This is a genomic window from Streptomyces lateritius (genome assembly GCF_014649715.1).
GTDB lineage: Bacteria > Actinomycetota > Actinomycetes > Streptomycetales > Streptomycetaceae > Streptomyces > Streptomyces lateritius.
Genome location: NZ_BMTO01000001.1, coordinates 388,267 through 411,257, shown reverse-complemented (window position 1 = coordinate 411,257; position 22,991 = coordinate 388,267). Strand labels below are relative to the sequence as shown.

At 71.0% G+C, this 22,991-nt stretch carries 20 protein-coding genes; 9 read left to right on the top strand and 11 right to left on the bottom strand.

The window, feature by feature from the left end:
* Window positions 1-3 precede the first annotated feature (3 nt).
* Entirely contained in the window at window positions 4-741 is a 738-nt protein-coding gene (locus IE136_RS01930) for an LON peptidase substrate-binding domain-containing protein (RefSeq protein ID WP_158986445.1), read from the top strand.
* A 13-nt stretch (window positions 742-754) separates the two neighbouring features.
* On the top strand, window positions 755-1,258 hold the full coding sequence (gene ybaK, locus IE136_RS01925) for a Cys-tRNA(Pro) deacylase (protein ID WP_189599228.1): 504 nt from the start codon (window positions 755-757) through the stop codon (window positions 1,256-1,258).
* 197 nt (window positions 1,259-1,455) lie between these two features.
* Here ybaK and IE136_RS01920 read toward each other — a convergent pair whose 3' ends face one another.
* The 4 genes from IE136_RS01920 to IE136_RS01905 form a co-directional block, all read right to left on the bottom strand.
* Entirely contained in the window at window positions 1,456-2,103 is a 648-nt protein-coding gene (locus tag IE136_RS01920) for a DUF2567 domain-containing protein (protein WP_189599227.1), read from the bottom strand.
* Between the two features lie 34 nt (window positions 2,104-2,137).
* Entirely contained in the window at window positions 2,138-2,965 is an 828-nt protein-coding gene (locus tag IE136_RS01915) for an ABC transporter permease (RefSeq protein WP_158986451.1), read from the bottom strand.
* Window positions 2,966-3,074: 109 nt separating this feature from the next.
* Complete coding sequence (locus IE136_RS01910) at window positions 3,075-4,046, bottom strand: ABC transporter ATP-binding protein (protein ID WP_189599341.1); 972 nt, start codon at window positions 4,044-4,046, stop codon at window positions 3,075-3,077.
* A gap of 37 nt (window positions 4,047-4,083) precedes the next feature.
* Window positions 4,084-5,415, bottom strand: coding sequence for an NYN domain-containing protein (locus IE136_RS01905; protein WP_158986453.1), 1,332 nt, complete (start codon window positions 5,413-5,415; stop codon window positions 4,084-4,086).
* A gap of 213 nt (window positions 5,416-5,628) precedes the next feature.
* Here IE136_RS01905 and IE136_RS01900 point away from each other — a divergent pair, with 213 nt between their 5' ends.
* Window positions 5,629-5,802 (top strand): hypothetical protein, encoded by a 174-nt coding sequence (locus tag IE136_RS01900; protein WP_189599226.1) that lies wholly within the window; start codon window positions 5,629-5,631, stop codon window positions 5,800-5,802.
* An 87-nt stretch (window positions 5,803-5,889) separates the two neighbouring features.
* Here the strand turns inward: IE136_RS01900 and dnaE are convergent, their stop codons facing one another.
* Window positions 5,890-9,429 (bottom strand): DNA polymerase III subunit alpha, encoded by a 3,540-nt coding sequence (gene dnaE, locus IE136_RS01895; RefSeq protein ID WP_158986455.1) that lies wholly within the window; start codon window positions 9,427-9,429, stop codon window positions 5,890-5,892.
* Window positions 9,430-9,607: 178 nt separating this feature from the next.
* On the opposite strand from dnaE, the gene IE136_RS01890 reads away from it, so the two are divergent.
* The 5 genes from IE136_RS01890 (at window position 9,608) to IE136_RS01870 (ending at window position 15,771) form a co-directional block, all read left to right on the top strand.
* A complete protein-coding gene (locus IE136_RS01890) occupies window positions 9,608-10,933 on the top strand; it encodes a DUF2252 domain-containing protein (protein WP_158986457.1) in 1,326 nt (441 codons plus the stop codon).
* Between the two features lie 88 nt (window positions 10,934-11,021).
* On the top strand, window positions 11,022-11,708 hold the full coding sequence (locus tag IE136_RS01885) for a hypothetical protein (protein WP_189599225.1): 687 nt from the start codon (window positions 11,022-11,024) through the stop codon (window positions 11,706-11,708).
* A gap of 81 nt (window positions 11,709-11,789) precedes the next feature.
* Window positions 11,790-12,605 carry a thioredoxin domain-containing protein gene (locus IE136_RS01880; RefSeq protein WP_189599224.1) on the top strand — a complete coding sequence of 272 codons (816 nt, stop codon included), beginning with the start codon at window positions 11,790-11,792 and terminating at the stop codon, window positions 12,603-12,605.
* 212 nt (window positions 12,606-12,817) lie between these two features.
* Entirely contained in the window at window positions 12,818-14,467 is a 1,650-nt protein-coding gene (locus tag IE136_RS01875) for an alkaline phosphatase D family protein (protein WP_189599223.1), read from the top strand.
* Between the two features lie 326 nt (window positions 14,468-14,793).
* Window positions 14,794-15,771 carry a zinc metalloprotease gene (locus IE136_RS01870; protein WP_229818591.1) on the top strand — a complete coding sequence of 326 codons (978 nt, stop codon included), beginning with the start codon at window positions 14,794-14,796 and terminating at the stop codon, window positions 15,769-15,771.
* 90 nt (window positions 15,772-15,861) lie between these two features.
* Here the strand turns inward: IE136_RS01870 and IE136_RS01865 are convergent, their stop codons facing one another.
* Window positions 15,862-16,467: a dienelactone hydrolase family protein gene (locus tag IE136_RS01865; RefSeq protein WP_158986463.1), complete on the bottom strand. Its 606-nt coding sequence runs from the start codon at window positions 16,465-16,467 to the stop codon at window positions 15,862-15,864.
* Window positions 16,468-16,514: 47 nt separating this feature from the next.
* On the opposite strand from IE136_RS01865, the gene IE136_RS01860 reads away from it, so the two are divergent.
* Complete coding sequence (locus tag IE136_RS01860) at window positions 16,515-17,681, top strand: mechanosensitive ion channel family protein (RefSeq protein ID WP_189599222.1); 1,167 nt, start codon at window positions 16,515-16,517, stop codon at window positions 17,679-17,681.
* Window positions 17,682-17,731: 50 nt separating this feature from the next.
* On the opposite strand, the gene IE136_RS01855 is transcribed toward IE136_RS01860, so the two are convergent.
* From IE136_RS01855 to IE136_RS01835, 5 genes are all read right to left on the bottom strand, one after another.
* Complete coding sequence (locus tag IE136_RS01855; protein ID WP_189599221.1) at window positions 17,732-19,318, bottom strand: Na+/H+ antiporter; 1,587 nt, start codon at window positions 19,316-19,318, stop codon at window positions 17,732-17,734.
* 314 nt (window positions 19,319-19,632) lie between these two features.
* A complete protein-coding gene (locus IE136_RS01850; RefSeq protein WP_158986469.1) occupies window positions 19,633-20,100 on the bottom strand; it encodes a GNAT family N-acetyltransferase in 468 nt (155 codons plus the stop codon).
* Entirely contained in the window at window positions 20,097-21,038 is a 942-nt protein-coding gene (locus IE136_RS01845; protein ID WP_158986471.1) for an RluA family pseudouridine synthase, read from the bottom strand. The genes IE136_RS01850 and IE136_RS01845 overlap by 4 nt, the downstream gene beginning before the upstream one ends.
* A gap of 41 nt (window positions 21,039-21,079) precedes the next feature.
* Window positions 21,080-21,646 (bottom strand): signal peptidase II, encoded by a 567-nt coding sequence (gene lspA / locus IE136_RS01840; protein ID WP_158986473.1) that lies wholly within the window; start codon window positions 21,644-21,646, stop codon window positions 21,080-21,082.
* Between the two features lie 84 nt (window positions 21,647-21,730).
* Complete coding sequence (locus IE136_RS01835; RefSeq protein ID WP_189599220.1) at window positions 21,731-22,840, bottom strand: TraR/DksA family transcriptional regulator; 1,110 nt, start codon at window positions 22,838-22,840, stop codon at window positions 21,731-21,733.
* Window positions 22,841-22,991: the final 151 nt, after the last annotated feature.

Here is a 22,991-nt window from a genome sequence, read left to right as displayed (position 1 = left end):
GCTGTGACCACCGCTCGCCTGCCCCTCTTTCCGCTCAACGCGGTGCTGTTCCCTGGCCTCGTGCTGCCCCTGAACGTCTTCGAGGAGCGTTATCGCGCCATGATGCGCGAGCTGCTCAAGACCGACGAGTCGGAGCCGCGCCGCTTCGCCGTCGTCGCGATCCGCGACGGCCGCGAGGTCGCGCCGACCGCTCCGGGCATGCCGGACCCGACGGCGCTGCCGGAGAAGGGGCCCGCCGCGGGGTTCGGCTCCGATCCCGTCCAGGCATTCCACCGGGTCGGCTGCGTCGCCGACGCGGCGTCGATCCGGGAGCGCGCGGACGGCAGCTTCGAGGTGATGGTGACCGGCACGACCCGGGTGAAGCTGCTGTCGGTGGACGCGAGCGGGCCGTTCCTGGTGGCCGAGGTGGAGGAGATCCCGGAGGAGCAGGGCGACGAGGCGGGCACGCTCGCCGAGGGCGTGCTGCGGGCCTTCCGGAACTACCAGAAGCGGCTGGCGGGCGCGCGGGAGCGGTCGCTGACGACGAGTGAGCTGCCGGACGACCCGTCGGTGGTGTCGTACCTGGTCGCGGCGGCCGCGGTGCTCGACACCCCGGCGAAGCAGCGGCTGCTGCAGGCGCCGGACACCGCGACGCGGCTGCGGGAGGAACTGACACTGCTGCGGGCGGAGACGGCGGTGCTGCGGCATCTGCCGTCGCTTCCGGCGGTGGATCTGACGCGGGCGCCGACGAGCCCGAACTGACGGAGGAGTTCTGTTGGCGAAGAAGCAGAAGAAGCAGGCGAACGGGGGCGGCACCCCGGCGACGGTGGCGCTGACGGACTCCGGGACGCCGTTCACGCTCCACGTGTACGAGCACGACCCGGCGTCGGCCTCGTACGGCGAAGAGGCGGCGGAGGCGCTCGGCGTGTCGCCCGACCGGGTCTTCAAGACCCTGGTCGCGGACGTCGACGGCGAACTGACGGTCGCGGTCGTCCCGGTCGCCGGCCAGCTCGACCTCAAGGCGCTCGCCTCGGCGGTCGGCGGCAAGCGCGCCGCGATGGCCGACCCGGCGGCGGCCGAGCGCACCACGGGCTACGTCCGCGGCGGCATCTCCCCGCTGGGCCAGCGCAAGCGCCTCCGCACGGTCCTGGACGCCTCGGCCTCCACCCACGAGACGATCTGCATCTCTGCGGGCCGCCGCGGCCTCGAGGTCGAACTGTCGCCCTCGGACCTGGCCGCCCTGACGGCGGCGGTCCTGGCCCCGATCGGCCGCGGCTAGGTCGTGGCCGGAAAGTAGCGCCGTCTGCCCGCAGGGCAGGGCCCGCGGCGTCCGGTGCGTGCGATCGCAAGGCGGAGGATGGAACCCGCGCGGAGCGTCGACGACTGACGACAACGCGGCGAGCGCGTGTGCCGGACGCCGTGATCCCGCCAAGATCCACAAGCCACCCCCCTAGGGGGGCGTCGACCCCGGCCCCGTCAGTCCTGGGGCAGGGAGCCCGTCGGGCTCATCGGCGGCGTCGGGGGCCAGTCCGGCTCCGGGTCGCGGGGGCCGAAGAGGGCCGTCAGGGCCAGATGGACGATCATGGCCGCGATCGGCCACGCCATCATCGCCCCGGCCCACATCTCCAGCTTCAGCGGCGCGTCGAACACCACGCTCGGCCCCACCGCCTTGGCGTGCGCCACCACGTCGTGCGTCGGGCCGAGGAACGTCCCCACACCCCACCCCAGCAGCGATCCCAGGACACCCCCGCCCGCGAGCGCGAGCACCAGTGCCGGGCCGCCGTGCCGGTGGAGGAGAAAGACGAGACCCGCCGCGACCGCCCCGAACCCGAGGGCCAGGAGCACGAACGTGCCGTCGGCCCCGATCGCCGACTCACCCTCGCTGTGCCGCAGGAACACCGCCTTGCCGTCCGAGATCAGCGGCACCCGCGGCGCCAGCCACAGCCACAGCAGACCCAGGCCCACACCGGCGACCGTCGAGACGGCGGCCACCACGGCCGCCTGCAGCAGCTCCGTCGCCGCGCTCGGGACGCCGTCGGACTCGGTCAGCGGAGGATAGGGCGCCGGCCACCCGTCGGAGTCGTGCGGAGGTGGCTGGTGAGGCGGTGTCAGAGGTGCGGTCACAACGCCATCGTGCCAGGTGCGCCCACCCGCCGCCTCAGCGGACCGCCGCCCGCCGGTACGCCCACGTCGCCACCGCGAGCGACACGACCCCGACCGCCCCGCACACCGCGAGGTCGAGGCCGACCGCCGCCCAGTCCGGATGCGGATCGAAGGTCCTCGCCAGGGCCTCCACGCCGTACGTCGACGGCAGCAGGTCCCTCGCCCATCCGATCGGTCCCGGCAGCCGCTCCGCCGGCAGCACGCCGAGCAGCAGCGCCGCGGACATGCCGAGCTGGCCCAGCAGCGTGGCCAGCTCCTGGCGGGGCGCCAGCAGCCCGAGCGCCGCGCCGAGTCCCGCGAGCGCGGCGCCCGAGAGCGGGACGACGGCCGCGAGGACCCACAGGTTTCCGAGCGGAAGCCCGAAGAGCACGGAGCCGATGACGGCCGTCACGACCGTCCCGGGCACCGTGAAGGAGGCGTACGCCCCGGCCGCGCCGAGCACCACGGCCGCGGGCGGCACCGGCAGAGTGGCGTAGTGGTCGAGGCCGCCGCCCGCCCGCAGCTGCCCGAAGTACTGGGCGAGCAGGTTGAGCGCGACGAAGGCGACGACGAGGACGGCCGAGCCGGCGACGACGGCCCGCGCCTCCGCCCCGCCGTCGACGACCCCGCGCATCAGGACCATGATCCCGACGGACTGGAACGTCGCCACGAACAGCAGCGGGATACGGGAGACCCGGGCGCGCGAGAGCTGCGCGCGGTACACGGCGGCGAGGGCGGGCAGCAGGCGGGCGCGGGGAGCGAGGGGCGCGGCGCCGTCCTCGTCACCGCGCGCCTGGGCCGGGAGCGCCCCCGTCGACAGAGCCTCGGCGGGCACGATGCTCACTGCGTACTGCTCCTGTCACTCGGGCTCAAGTCATTCGGGCTCGGGCCCCTCGCGCTCACGCGCTCCCTCACGCCGCCGGCCGGCCGTCCGTCGATCGGTCGGTGGTCCCTCACGCCTTCACCAGTCCCTCGGTCGCGCCGCCCAGCGCCAGATACACGTCCTCCAGGCTCGGCGTCGCCAGCGTGAAGTCGTCCAGGGCCGCGAACGCCGCCCCTCCCGTCACCGCCGCGACCGCCGCGCGGGCCTCGTCCGGGGCCAGCCGGAGGGTCCAGCGCCGGCCGGACTCCTGGGCCAGCTCCCGCAGCGCGGCGACCTCGGGGACCTCCAGCGGCGCGTGTTCGCGCCAGACCAGGTCGACGCGGACCTCGCCGGCGACGCGTTCCTTGAGCCCGGCCGGGGTGTCGCAGGCGATGACCCGGCCGCGTTCGAGGACGGCGACCCGGTCCAGTACGGTCTCGGCCTCGATCACGTTGTGGGTGACCAGCAGCACGGTGGTGCCGTGTTCGGCGCGCCGCCGGTCGACGGCGGACCAGACGGCCCGCCGGGCGAGCGGGTCCATGCCGGTGGTGGGCTCGTCGAGGACCAGGACCGGCCGTTCGCCGACGAGTGCGGCGGCGACGCAGGCCAGTCGCCGCTGGCCGCCGGAGAGCTTCTTCAGGGGGCGGCCGGCGAGGCCGGTGAGACCCAGCTCCTCCAGGACCGCGTCCCGCTCGGCCCGCGCGTCGCGGGCGGAGAGTCCGCGCAGCCGCCCGGTGGTCTCGGCGGCGAGCGAGACCGTCAGTTCGTCGAGCGCGGTGGATTCCTGGCCGAGATGGGCGAGGAGCCGCGCGGCCCGTTCCGGATGGCGTACGAGATCGTGGCCGAGCATCTCGACCGTGCCGGAGTCGGGGCGCATCAGTCCGGTCAGCTGGCGCACGAGGGTTGACTTGCCGGCGCCGTTGGGCCCGAGCAGGCCGAAGATCTCGCCGCCGCGCACCTCGAGGCTGATGCCGTCCGTGGCGCGGATCTCGGGGGTCGCGGGCACCCCGCGCCTGCCGCGCGCGGCGGGGTACGTCTTGACCAGATCCCGCACCACGCACACCGTACTCACGAGGGATGAGCCTACGGGGTCCCGCGGCCTACTCCCCCGCGGGGGCGTGTTCCGCGGCGGCCCGGACGTCGATCTCGCGCCAGAAGCCGGCCCTGATCGCGTACCGGTCGTGCTCGTCGATCTGGTCGTCCTTGTGGGCGAGCAGGCCGAACCTGGCCGCGTACCGGAGTAGTTCGCCGTCGATGCGGTGCGGGATGCGCGGGTACATCGTCGAGAGCTTCTGGACGTGGCTCTGCTCGGGCAGCCGCTCCATCCACCGGCGGGCGAACACCTGCCCGACCTCGAAGGGGTCGCCGCCGACGGTCGTGATGTCCTCCTCACGGTCGGCCCAGCGCTGCTCGGCGCTGGTGAGCTGGGCGAGGGTGGGCAGGGACGCCGTCTCGGCGGGCTCGCCTAGCGTGCCGGCGCCGGGGCGTTCGATCCAGCCCTTGTCCGAGGACCAGCGGAGGGTGGCGGCCGGCTGGGGGGCGGGGGCGGCGGGCCCGCGCAGTCCCGCGAGGTCCTTGGGCGTGGGGACGACCTTGCCGCCGGCCGGTGCGGGGACGCCGGCGCCCGATCCGTTCGCGGAGGGCTCGGTGGACTCCGGGGAGCCCGAGGACGGGGCGGATCCGGAGGAGGCGACGGACCCCGCCGTGGTGCCGCTGGGGCGCGCCGCGCTGCCGTTCCGTACGCCGGCGGTCTCCGCTGCCGCCTCGGCGGCCCGCTCGGCGGAGGCGGCGAGCGCCGACTCGGGCAGCGGGGCGGAGAGGATGGCGGCGATCTCGGGGCGCGGAACCGGAGGCGGCGCGCAGACGCCGGTGAGGTCCTTGGCGCGGACGGCGCGGGTGATCCAGGCGCGGTCGAGGACCCGGCGCTCGTCGGCCTCGGCGACCAGGTCCTCGGACTGGTTGTAGTCGCCGTCGGCGGCCTGGACGGCCCAGAGGTGGACGGCGACGCCGTGTTCCTTGGCGGACATCAGGCCGGGCAAGAGGTCGCCGTCGCCGGTCACGAGGACGACGTCGGAGCAGGCGCGGTTCCTGGCCAGTTCGGTGAGCTCGGCGTGCATGGCCGCGTCGACGCCCTTCTGGGCCCAGCGGCCGTCGCTGCGGGTCAGGGCGCCCAGCCGGACGGTGACCCGGGGCATCACGCGGAGCCTGCGGTGTTCTGGCTGGGGCACCCGGTCGGGAGCGCCGTCGAACCAGTAGATGCGCAGCAGCGGCTGCTCGGTGTCGGCCTCGGCCCGTTCGCGCAGTCCCTGGATGAGGGCGGCGTGGTCGACGGTGATCCGGGAGCGGGCCGGTTCCCCGGCGAGAAGGCTCGCGGCGGCGCCCAGCAGATAGCCGGCGTCCACCAGAACGACGCAGCGGTCCACGTGTTCCACCCTCTTTCGGGAACCTCGGGATCGGGAGTTGCTTCGAATCCTCCGAGTCTGCCCGACTGCCAGGAGGTTGACGGCCGGAACTGGATCATCGGCGTGGCGAAAGTCACCCGCCGTGACACTTACCGTCCGTATTGATCCAACATGCGGCGTTTCATACCGTATGTGAATCTGACAGCGGCCCTGGCCCCGAGTTCCCCCTGAGGAGGCATCACCATGGCCAAGAACAAGAACCAGAACCGCAGCCAGAAGCAGCAGTCGCCGGCCGAGCGCGGCACCCAGCAGGCGCAACAGTCCGCGATGGAGTCGCAGACCGAGCAGCGCGCCGCGCAGGTGACCCCGGGCGACATGGCCCGCAAGGGCCGGCAGAAGCGTTTCGGCCACAACTGACCGCCGCAGTCCGCATACGGCAAGGGGCGCGCCCGTGACGACGGGCGCGCCCCTTCCGTGTGCCGTGTCCGGCCGTACGCCGCGTGCCTATCCCGCCAGGCAGGAGGGGCCGAGGAGGACCTTCAGGTCGCCGAAGAGCGCCGGGTCGGGCTGGACCCGGTGCCGGTCGAGCCGCAGGACGGTCGTCTTGCGCGGACCCTGGAGCTTGATCCGTACCTCGGTGTTGCCCTTGTGGTGGCCCAGGATCTCGCCGAGCCGGCTGATCATCGGCGGGGTGACCTTCACCGTCGGGATGGTGAGCACGACGGGCGCGTTGGTCCCGGCGTTCGACAGGTCGGGGACCATCAGCTCCATGGCGACGAGCCGGGGCACGTCCTCGCGCTTGTCGAGCCGGCCCTTGACGAAGACGACCGTGTCCTCGACGAGCTGGGTGGAGACCAGCTGGTACGTGGCCGGGAAGAACATGCACTCGATGGAGCCGGCCAGGTCCTCGACGGTGGCGATGGCCCAGGCGTTGCCCTGCTTGGTCATCTTGCGCTGGAGGCCGGAGATGATGCCGCCGATGGTGACGACCGCGCCGTCGCTGTGCTCGCCGCCGGTGAGCTGCGAGATCGCCGCGTCCGTCTTGTCGGACAGGACGTGCTCGATGCCGAAGAGCGGGTGGTCGGAGACGTAGAGGCCGAGCATCTCGCGCTCCTGGGCGAGCAGGTAGGACTTCTCCCACTCGACATCGGAGAACTCGACGTCGAGGCCGAAGCCCGGCTCGTCGCTCGCCTCGTCGCTCATGCCGCCGAAGAGGTCGAACTGTCCCTCGGCCTCCTTGCGCTTGACCGCCACCACGTTGTCGATCATCGGCTCGTGGTGCGCGACGAGCCCCTTGCGGGTGTGGCCCATCTCGTCGAAGGCACCGGCCTTGATCAGCGACTCCACGGTCCGCTTGTTGCAGACGACCGCCTCGACCTTGTCGAGGAAGTCGGGGAAGGAGGAGTACTTCCCCTTCGCCTTGCGCGTCTTGATGATCGACTCGACGACGTTGGTGCCGACGTTCCGGACGGCGGAGAGGCCGAAGAGGATCACGTCGTCGCCCTGGGCGGCGAAGTTCGACTCGGACTCGTTCACATTGGGCGGCAGGACCTTGATGCCCATGCGGCGGCACTCGTTGAGGTAGACCGCGGACTTGTCCTTGTCGTCCTTGACCGAGGTGAGCAGCCCCGCCATGTACTCGGCGGGGTGGTTGGCCTTGAGGTAGGCGGTCCAGTAGGAGACCAGTCCGTACGCGGCGGAGTGCGCCTTGTTGAAGGCGTAGCCGGCGAAGGGGACCAGGACGTCCCAGAGCGCTTGGATCGCCTCGTCGCTGTAGCCGTTCTTCTTGGCACCGGCCTGGAAGATGGTGAAGTTCTTCGCCAGCTCCTCGGGCTTCTTCTTGCCCATCACGCGGCGCAGGATGTCGGCCTCGCCGAGGGAGTACCCGGCGATGATCTGGGCCGCCTTCTGCACCTGCTCCTGGTACACGATGAGGCCGTAGGTGACGCCGAGGACCTCCCGGAGCGGCTCCTCCAGCTCCGGGTGGATCGGGGTGATCTCCTGCTGCTTGTTCTTGCGCAGGGCGTAGTTCGTGTGCGAGTTCATGCCCATCGGGCCCGGCCGGTACAGGGCGGACACGGCGGAGATGTCTTCGAAGTTGTCGGGCTTCATCAGCCGCAGCAGCGAGCGCATGGGTCCGCCGTCGAACTGGAAGACGCCGAGGGTCTCACCGCGCTGGAGCAGTTCGAAGGTCTTGGGGTCGTCCAGCGGCAGCGCCAGCAGGTCGAGGTCGATGCCCTTGTTGGCCTTCACCATCTTGACGGCGTCGTCCATGATGGTCAGGTTCCGCAGGCCCAGGAAGTCCATCTTGAGCAGGCCGAGCGACTCGCACTGCGGGTAGTCCCACTGCGTGATGGTGACGCCGTCGGTGTGCCGCACCCAGATCGGGGCGTGGTCGACGATGGGCTCGCTGGACATGATCACGCCGGCCGCGTGCACACCCATCTGCCGGACCAGGCCCTCGACGCCCCGGGCGGTGTCGATGACCTTCTTCACGTCCGGCTCGTTCTCGTACATCGCCCGGATCTCGCCCGCCTCGCCGTAGCGCGGGTGCGAGGGGTCGGTGATGCCGTTGAGGTCGATGCCCTTGCCGAGGACGTCGGCGGGCATGGCCTTGGTCAGCCGGTCGCCCATGGCGTACGGGTAGCCGAGGACACGGGCGGAGTCCTTGATCGCGTTCTTCGCCTTGATCTTTCCGTACGTGCCGATCATGGCGACCTTGTCGGAGCCGTACTTCTCCGTCACGTACCGGATCACCTCGACGCGCCGACGCTCGTCGAAGTCGATGTCGACATCGGGCATGGAGACGCGCTCGGGGTTGAGGAAGCGCTCGAAGATCAGTCCGTGCGGGATCGGGTCGAGGTCGGTGATGCCCATGGCGTACGCGACGATCGAGCCGGCCGCGGAGCCTCGGCCTGGGCCGACGGCGATGCCCTGCTTCTTGGCCCACATGATGAAGTCGGCGACGACGAGGAAGTAGCCGGGGAAGCCCATCGAGATGATGACGTCCATCTCGTACTCGGCCTGCTTCTGGCGGTCCTCGGGGACGCCGCCCGGGAAGCGCCGCTCCATGCCGCGGCGGACCTCCTCGCGGAACCAGGTGACCTCGGTGTAGCCCTCGGGGATGTCGAACTTCGGCATGAGGTTCTTGGCCTCGAACATGCCGGTGGTGTCGATCTGCTCGGCGACCAGGAGCGTGTTGGCGCAGCCCTCCTGCCAGGCGTCGGAGGAGTCGATGGCGTACATCTCGTCCGTCGACTTCAGGTAGTAGCCGGTGCCGTCGAACTTGAAGCGGTCCGGGTCGGAGAGGTTCTTGCCGGTCTGGATGCACAGCAGCGCGTCATGGGCGCCGGCCTCGTGCGCGTACGTGTAGTGGGAGTCGTTGGTGACCAGCGGCGGGATGCCGAGCTTCCGGCCGATCTCCAGGAGCCCGTCGCGGACCCGGCGCTCGATCTCGATGCCGTGGTCCATGAGCTCCAGGAAGTACCGGTCCTTGCCGAAGATGTCCTGGTATTCGGAAGCGGACTTCAGGGCCTCGTCGAACTGGCCGAGGCGCAGCCGGGTCTGCAGCTCGCCGGAGGGGCAGCCGGTGGAGGCGATCAGGCCCTCGGACCACTGGGAGATGGTCTCCTTGTCCATCCGGGGCCACTTCTGGAGCCAGCCCTCGGCGTAGGCGTCGGAGGAGAGCCGGAAGAGGTTGTGCAGTCCGGTCGAGTTCGCCGCCCAGATCGTCTTGTGGGTGTAGCCACCGGAACCGGAGACGTCGTCCTTCTTCTGGTGCGGCTGTCCCCACTGGATCTTCCGCTTGTTGCGCCGGGACTCCGGGGCGACGTACGCCTCGATGCCGATGATCGGCGTCACACCGGCCTTCTTCGCGGAGTGGAAGAAGTCGTACGCCCCGTGGAGGTTGCCGTGGTCGGACATGGCGATGTGGGTCATGCCCATTTCGTTGCACGCCTCGAACATGTCCTTGAGCCGCGCGGCACCGTCCAGCAGCGAGTACTGGGTGTGGACGTGGAGGTGCGTGAAGGGCGGCTTGGTCACGGTGGGGAGCCTCCGAAGGCTGCGTCTTCTTCTGGGGGGACAGCGTGGAAGTCTACGACTCTCCACTGACAGTCGCGGGGCACTCGGGGGTACCGTCGCGCGTTGGGAGAGACGGAACACGCGTCCCTTTTGTCATGCACCATTTTGCGCCACAGCCCGCACCAGGAGGCACCCACCGATGTCGGTCCCGCAGCCCACCGCCGAGCAGCGCGGTGAGCACATCCTCGCCGTCTTCGACACCGCTTTCGGTGAACTCCTTGCCGCCGACCCGGCCGCCTTCCGTGTGAAGTTCCGGAAGATGGCCGGTTCCGCCTTCGCCTTCTACCGCGGCACGGCGTCCCTGTTCTACGCCGACCTGGAGCAGGAGCGGCACGGCGGTCCGTACCTGGACGAGCGGACCGGCCGGGTGTGGATCCACGGCGACCTGCACGCCGAGAACTTCGGCACGTACATGGATGCCACCGGACGGCTGATCTTCAACGTCAACGACTTCGACGAGGCCTACGTCGGCCCCTTCACATGGGACCTCAAGCGTCTCTCGGCGTCGCTTGCGCTCATCGGCTACACCAAGGCGCTCAGCGACGAGCAGATCACGGAGCTGGTGCGGATCTACGCCGCCGCCTACCGCGAGCGGATCCACGCCCTGGCGACCGGTGCCAAGAACGAAGAAGTGCCGCCCTTCACGCTCGACACCGCCGAGGGCCCGCTCCTGGACACCCTGCGCGACGCCCGCTCCCTGACCCGCTTCGGGCTGCTGGACTCGATGACCGAGATCCGTGACTTCGAGCGCCGGTTCTCCTCGGGCGGCGGCTCCATCGAGCTGGACGCGGCCAGCCGCTACAAGGTCCTGGCGGCCTTCGACGGCTATCTGGAGACGCTGCCGGAGTCCAGCCTGACCCGCCCGGACTCGTACCGGGTCAAGGACGTCGTCGGACGGCGCGGCATCGGTATCGGCTCGGCCGGCCTCCCCTCGTACAACATCCTCCTGGAGGGCAACAGCGACGCCCTGGAGAACGACGTCGTGATCTACATGAAGCAGGCGCAGACCCCGGCGGTCTCGCGTCATGTGACGGACGCGGCGGTACGGGAGTACTTCCAGCACGAGGGGCACCGCACGGTCATCTCCCAGCGGGCGCTCCAGGCGCACGCGGACCCGTGGCTGGGCTGGACGGAGCTGGACGGTTCGGGGCAGCTGGTCGCGGAGGTCTCGCCCTACGCCGTGGACCTGGACTGGTCCGACATCGACGACCCGGAGGAGATCGCGGCGACCGTGGCCGACCTCGGCCGGGCGACGGCGACGATGCACGCGGCGGCGGACGACTCCAGCGGCCACTCCCTGGTGCCGTTCTCGACCGAGCGGGCCATCGACGCGGCCATCGCCGCCGACGAGGAGGGTTTCGCGGAGCTGCTCGTGGACTTCGCCCACACGTACGGCGCACGCGCGCGTGCCGACCACCAGATCTTCGTCGACCTCTTCCGCAACGGGCGGATCCCGGGTCTGTAGTCCCGGACCTGCGGGAGGCCCGTCCAGGACGGCCGCAGGCTCCCCTTAGGGGGGTCTTACAGGAAGGCATGGCACACTCTCCAGCGCGATGGACATATCAGGGACGCGGCTCAGGGGGCTGCGGGCGGCGCTCTTCACGGCACTGGTCGTGACGCTGTCCGCCGGCTCCCATGTGCTGCTCTCCCAGGTGCCGCTGCCCCTGCTGACCGTGGGGCTGCTCTCGGCCGGCGTGTTCGCCGTGGCGTACGCGCTGGCCGGCCGCGAGCGCGGCTTCGGCCCGATCGCCGGGCTGCTCGTGCCGTTGGAGCTGGCGGCCGACACGGTCTTCACCACCGGTCAGACGGTCTGTTACGGAGCGTCCGGCGGCCCGGTCGCCGGCTCGCTGCGCTCGGTGGGCGTGGACGTGCTGTGCGGCGGTTCGGTCGGCGCCCCGCTGCCGGGGGTGGTCGTCCCCGAGAACGGGAGCGCGGCTGCTCTCCTGAACTCCCCCGACCCGGCCCTGCCGTGGCTGCTGCTCGCGGCCCATGTGTCGGTGGGGCTGTTCGCGGCGGCCTGGCTGCGCCACGGCGAGCGGGCCCTCGCCCGGCTGATCGGCGCGGTGGCCGCGCTCACCTTCCGGCCACTGCTGCTGGTGGCCGCGCTCCTCGGCGTCCCACGACCGGCGCGCGGGCGCGGTGGGTGCCCCTCGGGCCGGCCGCGCCCGGCCCTTACCCGCCTCCTCGTGCACTCCGTCGGACGGCGGGGACCGCCGCGCTCGGGCTTCGCCCTCGCCTGAGCAGCGCAGCTGCTCCCTTTCCTGCCCTTTCAGAGTCTTCCGACGCCCGACGCGTCGGTACGTCCCACGGAGATCACGACCATGAGTGCACGCAACAGCCAGGCCAACAAGGCGGCCGCCCGCGAGCGGCTGCGCATCGAGCGCGAGCGCCAGGCCAAGAAGGAGAAGACGCGCCGCCAGGTGATCGTCGGTGTCTCGGCCGTCGCCGTCCTGGCGGTCGCCGGCGGCATCGGCTACGCCGTCGTCCAGGCGAACAAGCCGTCCCACTGGGAGGCGATGGCCAAGGAGTCGAAGGTCACCGCGCCCAAGAACACCACGGGCACGAACGGCACGACGGTCGTCATCGGCAAGCCGATCGCGAAGAAGACGCTGGAGCTGTACGAGGACTCGCGCTGCCCGGTCTGCGCGACGTTCGAGCAGCAGGTCGGCGCGACGGTCGAGAAGGACGTCGAGGCCGGCAAGTACAAGGTCAAGTACGTCGGTGCGACGTTCATCGACAACGCCACGCAGGGCGAGGGGTCGAAGAACGCCCTGTCCGCCCTGGGCGCGGCGCTCGACGTGAGCCCCGAGGCGTTCATGAAGTACAAGGCGGCGCTCTACTCCCCGCAGTTCCACCCGGAGGAGAGCCAGGACAAGTTCGCCAAGGACGCCTACCTGCTGGAGGTCGCGGACTCGGTCCCGGCGCTGAAGGGCAACGCGGCGTTCAAGAAGAACGTGGAGAACGGCACCTTCGACGCCTGGGCGATGAAGATGTCGGCGGCGTTCGACGCGAGCGGGGTGAAGGGCACGCCCACGCTGAAGATGGACGGCAAGACGCTGACCGCCCAGGGCAGCGACAGCCCCCCGATGTCGGTGGAGCAGTTCAACGCCGCCATCACCCCGGCTCTCAAGGGCTAGGTGTTCTGTCTCGGGAGGTCGTGTCCGGAAAGTAGCGCCGTCTGCCCGCAGGGCAGGGCGCGGGACTTCACGGACACGACCCAGCCCGCCCCTCCCGTGAGCCCGCCGGCGCCCGACCGCGCCGGCGGGCTCACGACGGCCGGTCGACGGCTGGGCGAACTTTCCGGATTTCGCCTGCCCGTTGGGCATACTGATCAGTAATCTGACTGCCCGTGACCAGTCGACTCATACCCTCAGCACCCACTCGCCGTACGGTCGTGAAGGCAGCCGCCGCCACGGCCGTCGCCGCCCCGGTGCTGGTGGGCACCGCCTCCCCCGCCCTCGCGGACACCGAGGCCCCCTCGTTCCTCCACGGTGTCGCCTCCGGCGACCCGCTGCCCGACGGCGTCCTGCTCTGGACGCGCGTCACCCCCACTCCCGACGCCGTACCCGGCTCCCGGAGAGGCGCCGACGTCGCGGTCGCCTGGGAGATCGCCGAGGACCGCGCCTTCACCCGGACCGTCGCCCGCGGCACCACCACCGCGACGGCGGCGTCGGACCACACCGTCAAGGTGGACGTGCGGGGCCTGCGCCCCGCGACCACCCACTGGTTCCGCTTCACGGCCGGTGCCACCGCCTCACCCGTGGGCCGCACCCGCACCACCCCGGCCACCGACGCCGCCACACCCGGCGTCCGTTTCGGTGTCGTCTCCTGCGCCAACTGGGAGTCGGGCTACTTCTCCGCCTACCGTCACCTCGCCGCCCGCGCGGACCTCGACGCCGTCCTCCACCTCGGCGACTACGTCTACGAGTACGCCAGCGGCGGTTACCCGGCGGCGGAGTACACGGTCCGGCCCCACGAGCCGCGCCACGAGATCGTCTCGCTGGCCGACTACCGCCTCCGGCACGGCACGTACAAGACGGACCCCGATCTGCAGGCGCTGCACGCCGCGCACCCGGTGATCGCGATCTGGGACGACCACGAGATCGCCAACGACGCCTGGTCCGGCGGGGCGGAGAACCACACCCCGGGCGCCGAGGGCGAGTGGGCGGCCCGCGTGGCCGCCGCCAAGCAGGCGTACTTCGAGTGGATGCCCGTCCGCGCCTCGACCGAGGGCACGGTCTACCGCAGGCTCCGCTTCGGCAAGCTGGCCGATCTGCACCTGCTGGACCTGCGTTCCTTCCGCTCCCAGCAGGCGGGCATCGGCAAGGGCGCGGTCGATGACCCGGAGCGTACGCTCACCGGCCGCGCACAGCTGGACTGGCTGAAGTCGGGCCTCGCGGGCTCCGACGCGACCTGGAAGCTGGTCGGCACCTCGGTGATGATCTCGCCGGTCGCCTTCGGTGCCCTGCCGGCCCATCTGCTCGCCCCGCTGGCCGAGTTGCTCGGCCTGCCGAAGGAGGGCCTGGCGGTCAACGTCGACCAGTGGGACGGCTACACGGACGACCGCAGGGAGCTGCTCGAGCACCTGACCGCGCGGTCCGTCCGGAACACCGTCTTCCTCACCGGCGACATCCACATGGCCTGGGCCAACGACGTACCGGTGAAGGCGGCGACGTACCCGCTGTCCCGGTCGGCGGCGACCGAGTTCGTGGTGACGTCGGTGAGCTCGGACAACCTCGACGACATCCTCCGCGTGGCGCCGGGCACGGTCTCGGTGGTGGCGGCGGGGGCGGTCAAGGCCGCCAACCGCCATGTGAAGTGGGTCGACATGGACCACCACGGCTACGGCGTGCTCGACGTGACCGCCGAGCGCTCGCAGATGGACTACTACACGGTCTCCGACAAGGCGAGGGCGGACGCGACGACCGCCTGGGCACGCTCGTACCGGACGCTCGAGGGAACGCAACGTGTCGAGCGGGTGTACCAGCCGGTTCACTGACATGACCTCATGGTCGATTTTCGGCCATGATCCATCATGTTAACGGAAGATCACATCCCCACGGCGGGTGGTGAATTCGGACGACCTAATCCGGACACACCACCCGCCTTCGGCCGTTCGTTCGTTACGTCCATGTCTCAAACTCCGGAACGGGCGAAAGTTTTTCTTCCCGATGCCCTGATTTGCCGCATGAATGATTGGGCTTGTTCGATGCTCATCAACGTCTGACATGGCCCCGTAATCTCCCCGCGGTGGCGAGGAAGTGCCTCTCCACAACCCCCCGCGAGGAGTCACCTGTGCGTGCTCTTGTTCGTATATCGCCGCGTATGTCACGTCGTATGCTCGGCACCGCGGTCATGGCCGGAACCCTGGCCCTGGCTCCGCTCTCCGCCCCGTCGGCGGCCCCGGTCCCCACCGTCTCCGCCGCCGGCCTCTCCGCCGAGGAGTGCGTGGACGGCGTGGACGCCCACGCCGACGACCACTCCAGTGCGCGTAAGTCCCGTGGCGCCGACACCCACGCCGCCGAGCCCAACGAGGTCTCCGCCGCCCAGGCCAAGGCGATGGACGCCGACCTGAAGAAGAGACTGGAGTCGGCTCGCCTCAGCGGCATGAACTCCACCGCCGCCGTGGTCGACATCCCGGTCTACTTCCACGTCATCCACAGCGGCACGACGGGCAAGCTCAGCGCCACCGACATCAACAACCAGATGGCGGTCCTGAACGCGGCCTACGGCGGCCAGGGCACCGGCAATGTGAACACCAACTTCCAGTTCACCCTTGCCTCGACCGACTACACGGACAACGCGTCCTGGTACAACCTCGCCTCCGGCTCCACCGCCGAGAAGCAGATGAAGCAGACCCTCCGCAAGGGCGGCGCGGGCGCGCTGAACTTCTACACCGCAAACCTCAGCGGCGGCCTGCTCGGCTGGGCGACCTTCCCGTCGTCGTACAACTCCAACCCGACCATGGACGGTGTCGTCGTCCTCGACTCCTCGCTGCCGGGCGGCACCGCGACCAACTACGACGAGGGTGACACCGCCACCCACGAGGTCGGCCACTGGCTGGGGCTTTACCACACGTTCCAGGGCGGCTGCAACGGAAACGGTGACTACGTCAGCGACACGCCGGCCGAGAAGAGCCCGGCGTACGAGTGCCCGGTCGGGCGTGACAGCTGCGCCTCGAAGCCCGGCGTGGACCCGATCAAGAACTTCATGGACTACACCTACGACGCGTGCATGACCCAGTTCACCGTGGGCCAGGTCACGCGGATGAACGACGCCTGGACCGCGTACCGCGCCGGCTGAATCCGGACCGCCTGAACCGGTTCGTACGAATCCGTCCGAATCCGGATCATTCGAGGGAGGGCGCGGCGGGAGAGCCCCCGCCGCGCCCTCTCACGCGTCCGCGTCCCTGTCCGCGTCTTCCAGGCTTTCGAGGAACGCCAGGGCGATCGCCCACGTACGCTCCGCGGCCGCCTCGTCCCAGTCCGGCAGGTCCGGGTCGGTGAAGAGGTGGCCGGCGCCAGGGTAGCGGTAGACCTCCACGTCGGCCCCCGCCTTCCCCATCCGCAGGTACCAGGACGTCAGCCAGTCGTGCGACTCGAAGGGGTCCGGGTCGGCGATGTGCAGCTGGACGGGAAGATCGTCGACCGACGCGCTCTCGGCGATGTCCGAGGTGCCGTGGAGCAGCAGCAGCCCGCGCGCCTTCTCGTCGCCGAGGGCGAGGGTCTGCGCGACCGAGGCACCGAAAGAGAAGCCGGCGTAGACGAGGCCGCGCTCCGAGTAGGGCGCCGAGGCGAGGACCGCCCGCTTCAGCAGCTCCTCCTTGCCGATCGACTTCTGGAGCTCCATTCCCGCCTCGACCGTCTGCGCGGTTTGACCTTCGAAGAGGTCGGGCACGCGAACCTGGTGCCCGGCGGCCCGCAGCCGCAAGGCCGCGGCTTCCACCGCCGGACGCAGACCGTAGGTCGAGTGGAAAAGCATGATGTCCATGCGGTCCATCCTGCCAGCCGGGCGCACCCACCCGGAGACACGGAGGCCTGGAGTACATGGACAGCGCGCTGCGACCCCTGCTCGTGGTCGGCGGATCGGTACTGCTCACCCTCGCGGCCGGCTGGGCCGCCGACGTACTGCTGCGCCGGGCCGACGCGGCCCACCACGAGACCCCCCTGTGGGGACTGCTCCGCCGCTGCCGGGTGCCGCTCCAGGCGGTGCTGCTCGCCTCCGTCCTGCGCGGCACCTACCGCGAGACGGAGTGGCGGACCGTCGAGGACCACGCGGCGGGAATCGGCCAGTTCCTCTCGCTCGTCCTGATCGGCTCCAGCGCCTGGCTGGTGATCCGCATCGCGGCGGCCGTCACGGAGTCGACCTTCGCCCGGTACGCCTCCTCCACCCGCGATCCGGCCCGCGTCCGCCGCGTGCGCACCCAGGTCACCCTCATCATGCGGATCGTGACGGCGGTCGTCGCCGTGGTCGCGGTGGCGGCCATGCTGCTGACCTTCCCGGCGCTGCGGACCGTGGGCACCTCGATGCTGGCCTCGGCGGGCATCATCGGGATCGTGGCGGGCATCGCGGCCCAGTCCACCCTCGGCAACCTCTTCGCCGGCTTCCAGATCGCCTTCGGCGACATGGTGCGGCTCGGCGACACCGTGGTGGTCGACGGCGAGTGGGGTGTCGTGGAGGAGGTCACGCTGACCTTCCTCGCGGTACGGACCTGGGACGAGCGCCGCATCACGATGCCGGTCTCGTACTTCACCAGCAAGCCCTTCGAGAACTGGTCCCGCGGCGGCGCCCAGATGACCGGTACGGTCTTCTTCCACCTGGACCACTCGGCCCCGGTCGCCGAGATGCGCGACAGGATGAAGCAGATCCTGGCCGACTGTCCTGCCTGGGACGGCCGCGACTGGAGCCTGGCCGTCACGGACACCACGCCCAGCACCCTCCAGATACGGGCTGTCGTCACAGCCAAGGACGCGGACGACGTGTGGACCGTGCGGTGCACGGTCCGGGAGCAGCTCGTCGCCTGGCTGGCCGAGGAGCATCCGTACGCGCTCCCCAAGATCGCGGTGTCGGACGCCGTCCCCACGCCGCGCGACGGCCGGAGCCTGCTCGACGCCCCGCCGCCGCGGCCCGCCGAGGTGCACAGCAACAACGCCACCTCCGCCGAGACGTACGGTAAGGACACCGACGAGCCGCCCCGCACCGGCCGCGGCTGAGGCGGCGGCCGAGGCGGCCGGGCCCGAGCCCGCCCCGGCCTGAGAGCGCGTCACCGCATGCTGCGTACGTCCAGCTGCCGCAGCACGCGGTCGACCACCTCCGGATCGGCTCCCGGCTCGCTCCGCGCCGCCAGCACCTCGTGCCGGGCGGCGGACATCATCTCCCGCTGGATGCGCTGCACGGCCTTGACGCGCCCCGCCCGCTCTACGAAGGCCGCCCTGCGCTCCTCGTCCAGCATGTCCGGGCTGATCCGTGCCCCGATGTCGAACGCCCCGCGCAGCAGCCGCTCCTGGACCTCTTCGGGCAGCTCCTCGGCGTCCTCGATCTCCTTGAGCCGGCGCTTGGCCGCCTTCGCGGCGCGGACGGCGAGGTCGCGTTCGAAGGCGCGCTCGGCGTCCGCGTCGGCCCGTACGCCGAGCCGCTTCACCAGCCAGGGCAGGGTGAGACCCTGGAGGACCAGTGTGGCCAGGATCACACAGAAGGCGATGAAGACGATCTCGTCCCGGCCGGGGAAGGGCGAACCGTCCTCCGTGCGCAGCGGGATGGCGAGCGCGAGCGCCACGGAGGCCACCCCGCGCATCCCGGACCACCACATGACGACGGTCTCCCGCCAGCTCACGGGGATCTCCTCGGCGTAGTCGCGGCGGGTGTGCAGCCGCTTCGCCAGCCAGGTGGCGGGCAGCAGCCACAGCAGCCGGACGCCGACGACCACGCCCACCACCACCGCGCCCCAGCCCAGCATCTGCCCCATCCGGCCGTCGGCGGTGCCGAAGACGTTGTGGAGTTCGAGTCCGATGAGGCCGAAGGCGATGCCGGTGACGAGGGTGTCGACGATCTGCCAGAAGGTCTGCCCGGCGAGCCGGCCCATCACGTCGTCGGCGCCGAGGGCGTGTTCGGCGAGGTAGAGGGCGACCACGAGCACCGCGAGGACGCCGGAGCCGCGCAGTTCCTCGGCGAGCACGTAGGCGACGAAGGGCACGAGCAGGGTGAGCCCGGTCTGCAGGGTGACCTCGCCGAGAAGCCCCATGAGCTTGTTGCAGGTCCAGCCGAGGGCGAGCCCCACGGCGACGGCGACGACGGCGGAGAGCACCAGCTCGGCGCCCGCGCCTCCCCAGGAGAAGGTGCCGCCGACGGCCGCGCCGATCGCCACGTGATAGAGCACGATCGCGGTGACGTCGTTGAACAGCCCCTCGCCCTCCAGGATCGAGACGAGCCGGCGCGGCAGCCCGAGGGAGCCGGCGACGGCGGTCGCGGCGACCGGGTCGGGCGGCGCGACGAGCGCGCCGAGCGCGACGGCGGCGGCGATCGGGAGCCCTGGCACGAGCGCGTTCGCCATGGCGGCGACGGCCGCGGTCGTGACGAGGACGAGAGCGACGGCGAGCAGGAAGATGGGCCGCTTGTTGGCCGCGAACTGCCGCCAGGACGTGCGCTGCACGGAGGCGTAGAGGAGCGGCGGCAGCACGAGCGGAAGGATGTACTCGGGCGGGATCTCGACGTTGGGTACGAAGGGCAGGAAGGCCAGCACGATCCCGATGAGGGTCATGAGCACCGGGGCCGGCAGCCCGAGCCGGTCCCCGAGCGGCACGGTGAGCAGCGCGCCGAGCAGCAGCAGGAACAGCAGGGCCAGTTGATCCACGGTGAGCCCTTCCGGCCTGGCGGCGCGGTCGACGATCGGGCTTCAACCCTGCCATGAGCCGAGGCGGATCAGGCGAAACCGGCCCCGAGTTCCCGGACGCGTGGACGTCCGCTCCGAGGCCCTCGAACCGTATGCGGCCAGGTCGTGTCCGGAAGGTAGCGCCGTCCGCCCGCAGGGCAGGGCCCGCGGCGTCCGGTGCGTGCGATCGCAAGGCGGAGGGTCACCCTCGTACCGGGCGCACCTGGGTGATCCCGACAACGCGGCGAACGTGCGTACCAGGCGTCGCGGGCCAGGCGCGACTTCACGGAGACGGCCTAGAGCGGCCGGCGCATGGCGCGGTGCGGGATCCCCGCGTCCGGGAACTCGGGGCCGTACGCCTCGTAGCCCAGGCGTTCGTAGAACCCGAGCGCGTGGGTCTGGGCATGCAGGTCCACGGCCTTCAGACCTCGCCCCCGGGCCGCGTCCTCGATGGCGCGGACCAGAGCCACGCCGACCCCGAGCCCGCGCGCCGCCTTGGCGACGGCGAGCCGCCCCAGCGAGCCCACGGACGCGTCACCGCCGGTCTTGCCGACCGCGTCGGCTCCGTGCAGGAGCCGGCCGGTGCCCAGCGGCAGCCCGTCCTCACGGACGGCGAGAACGTGCACGGCGGTCTCGTCGTACCGGTCGTACTCGATCTCCTGCGGGACCCGCTGCTCGACCACGAAGACGTCCCTGCGCACCGTGAAGCACGCCTCGCGGTCCTCGGGTCCCACGGCCTCCCGTACCGAGAATCCGGTGCTCACGCGCTCTCCGCCGCGATCCTGTCCAGGGCGCTCTGGAGGTCCGCCGGGTACGTGCTCTCGAACTCGACCCACTGACCGTCCGAGGGGTGCTCGAAGCCGAGCCGGACCGCGTGCAGCCACTGCCGGGTCAGCCCCAGCCGCTTCGCCATCGTCGGGTCGGCCCCGTAGGTGAGGTCGCCGACGCAGGGGTGGCGGTGGGCCGACATGTGCACCCGGATCTGGTGCGTACGGCCGGTCTCCAGCTTGATGTCGAGCAGCGAGGCCGCGCGGTACGCCTCGATGAGGTCGTAGTGCGTCACCGAGGGCTTCCCCTCGGCCGTCACGGCCCACTTGTAGTCGTGCTGGGGGTGGCGCCCGATCGGCGCGTCGATCGTGCCGCTCATCGGGTCCGGGTGCCCCTGCACCAGCGCGTGGTAGCGCTTGTCGACGACCCGCTCCTTGAACTGCGCCTTGAGCAGGGTGTACGCCCGCTCCGACTTGGCGACCACCATCAGTCCGGAGGTGCCGACGTCGAGGCGGTGGACGATGCCCTGGCGCTCAGCCGCCCCGGAGGTGGAGATGCGGTACCCGGCGGCGGCGAGGCCGCCGATGACGGTGGTGCCGGTCCAGCCGGGGCTGGGGTGCGCGGCCACACCGATGGGCTTCATGATCACGACGATGTCGTCGTCGTCGTGGACGATCTCCATGCCCTCGACGGGCTCGGCGACGATCTGCACCGGCGCCGCGGCGCCGGGCATCTCGACCTCGAGCCACGCGCCACCGCTGACCCGCTCGGACTTGCCGACGACGGCGCCGTCGACCTGGACCTTCCCGGAGGCGGCCAGCTCGGCCGCCTTGGTACGGGAAAACCCGAACATACGGGCGATGGCGGCGTCGACGCGCTCGCCCTCCAGGCCGTCGGGAACGGGCAGCGTGCGGATCTCGGGACTCGTACTCACCCGTCGAGTATGCCTTGTGCGGCGGACACCCGGTCCCGCGCTCAGTCCTTGTGGACGGTCCCGTCCGGGTCCAGGCCGCGGAACGACAGGATCACGATCAGGAACCCGCCGCACACGATGGCCGAGTCGGCCAGGTTGAAGACGGCGAAGTGCGCGGGGGCGATGAAGTCGACCACCGCGCCTTCGAAGACACCCGGCGAGCGGAAGATCCGGTCGGTGAGGTTGCCGAGCGCGCCGCCCAGGAGCAGGCCGAGCGCGATCGCCCACGACGTGCTGTAGAGCTTGCGCGCCAGCCGCACGATCACGACGATCACGACCGCCGCGATGCAGGTGAAGATGATCGTGAAGGCCTCACCCATGCCGAAGGCGGCGCCCGGGTTCCGGATCGCGTGGAACGTCAGCAGGTCCCCGACGACCTTGATCGGCTCGTGGCCCTCCAGCTTCGCGACCACGAGCATCTTGCTGCCGAGGTCGAGCAGGTACGCGAAGAGCGCCACGAGGAGAAGCGCGAGGATCTTGCGCTTCCCCCTGGACTCAGGGGCCGGTGCCGCGGCCTCGTCGGCCCCCTCTGAATCCGGCGTACCGATGATGCGCTCCGCCTCTGTCACGTGAGTCCCTCGACGCTAGGTGCCTGCCTGTGCACGAGGGTACGGCACACCTGTACGGCACCGTGAGGGACGGGGCCCGGGCTCTCAGCCGCGACGCTCCTGCTTCTGCTTGTCCTCGACGCACAGCGTGGCCCGCGGGAACGCCTGCATGCGTGCCTTGCCGATCGGCTTCCCGCACAGCTCGCAGAGGCCGTACGTGCCCGCGTCCAGCCGCTCCAGGGCGTGTTCGGTCTGCTCCAGCATCTCGCGGGCGTTGGCCGCCAGGGCGAGCTCGTGCTCGCGCGTGATGTTCTTGGTGCCGGTGTCGGCCTGGTCGTCGCCGGCTCCGTCCCCGGAGTCGCGCATCAGCCCGGTCAGTTCCTCCTGGGAGTGGAGCAGCTCCGCCCGGAGCCGCGCCACCTCGCTCTCCAGGCCGGCGCGGGCCTCGGCGGCCTCCTCCGGTGTCCAGGGGTCCTCGCCGGGGCGCACGGCGAGGTCGCCGGCACGGGCCGGCGGAACCGCGATCTCTTCCTCGGCCGTCGTGACGCCACCCGCGGTCTTCTTCGCTGCCACCGTCATGGCTCCTGTCTGCTCACCCTGTGCCGCGGAAGCGGCCTTCTTCTTGCCTTCGGCCTTCTCGGCCGGAGCCGCCGCCACCTTCGTGGCCACGGCCTTCTTCGCCGGGGTCTTCTTGACCGCGGCTTTCTTCGCCACGGTCTTCGTCGCCGGGGCTTTCTTGACCGCGGCTTTCTTCGCCGCGGCTTTCTTCGCCGGGGCCTTCTTCACGGCGGCCTTCCCGGCGGGGGCCGCCTTCTTCGCCGGTTCTTCACCAGCCGGCGCCTTCTTGCCCGCCGCCTTCTTGGCCTCCGCTGTCTTCTTGGCGGGAGCCTTGCCGGCCGCCGCCTTCTTGGCCGCCGCCTTCTTGGCGGCGGGTGCCTTCTTCGCGGCCGGTTCCTTCTTCGCGGCCGGTTCCTTCGCCGCGCTCTTGGCCGTACTCTTCGCCGCCGTACTCTTCGCCACCGCATCCCTCGCGGAGGCGCTCTTCGCCGTCGCACTCTTCGTGGCCGTGCTCTTCACCGTGTTCTTGCGTGCCGGGGCCGTCGCCGCCTTCTTCGCGACCGTCGACTTCTTGCCGGTCGCGTCCTTGACGGCCCCGGCACCACCGGCGGAACCGGCGGCCGAGGCCGTCTTCGCGGCGGTCTTCTTCGCCACCATGTCGCGGCCCCTTCACATTTTGTGATCTTGCTCGCGAATCGTGCTGGGACGATAAATCGGCCCAGGGCCCGCGGCAACGGGGCACGCCGCCGATCGCACCCGCCACATGCCCCCGGCATGGCGAGCCTGCATCGGTTGTGCCCAGCTCCCC

Bases quoted from the DNA above. Each gene is read 5' to 3' on its own strand.
- IE136_RS01900 (WP_189599226.1), top strand. From the start codon at position 5,629: ATGGCCAAGAACAAGAACCAGAACCGCAGCCAGAAGCAGCAGTCGCCG.
- IE136_RS01890 (WP_158986457.1), top strand. From the start codon at position 9,608: ATGTCGGTCCCGCAGCCCACCGCCGAGCAGCGCGGTGAGCACATCCTC.
- IE136_RS01885 (WP_189599225.1), top strand. From the start codon at position 11,022: ATGGACATATCAGGGACGCGGCTCAGGGGGCTGCGGGCGGCGCTCTTC.
- IE136_RS01880 (WP_189599224.1), top strand. From the start codon at position 11,790: ATGAGTGCACGCAACAGCCAGGCCAACAAGGCGGCCGCCCGCGAGCGG.
- IE136_RS01870 (WP_229818591.1), top strand. From the start codon at position 14,794: ATGTCACGTCGTATGCTCGGCACCGCGGTCATGGCCGGAACCCTGGCC.
- IE136_RS01865 (WP_158986463.1), bottom strand. From the start codon at position 16,467: ATGGACCGCATGGACATCATGCTTTTCCACTCGACCTACGGTCTGCGT.
- IE136_RS01860 (WP_189599222.1), top strand. From the start codon at position 16,515: ATGGACAGCGCGCTGCGACCCCTGCTCGTGGTCGGCGGATCGGTACTG.
- IE136_RS01835 (WP_189599220.1), bottom strand. From the start codon at position 22,840: ATGGTGGCGAAGAAGACCGCCGCGAAGACGGCCTCGGCCGCCGGTTCC.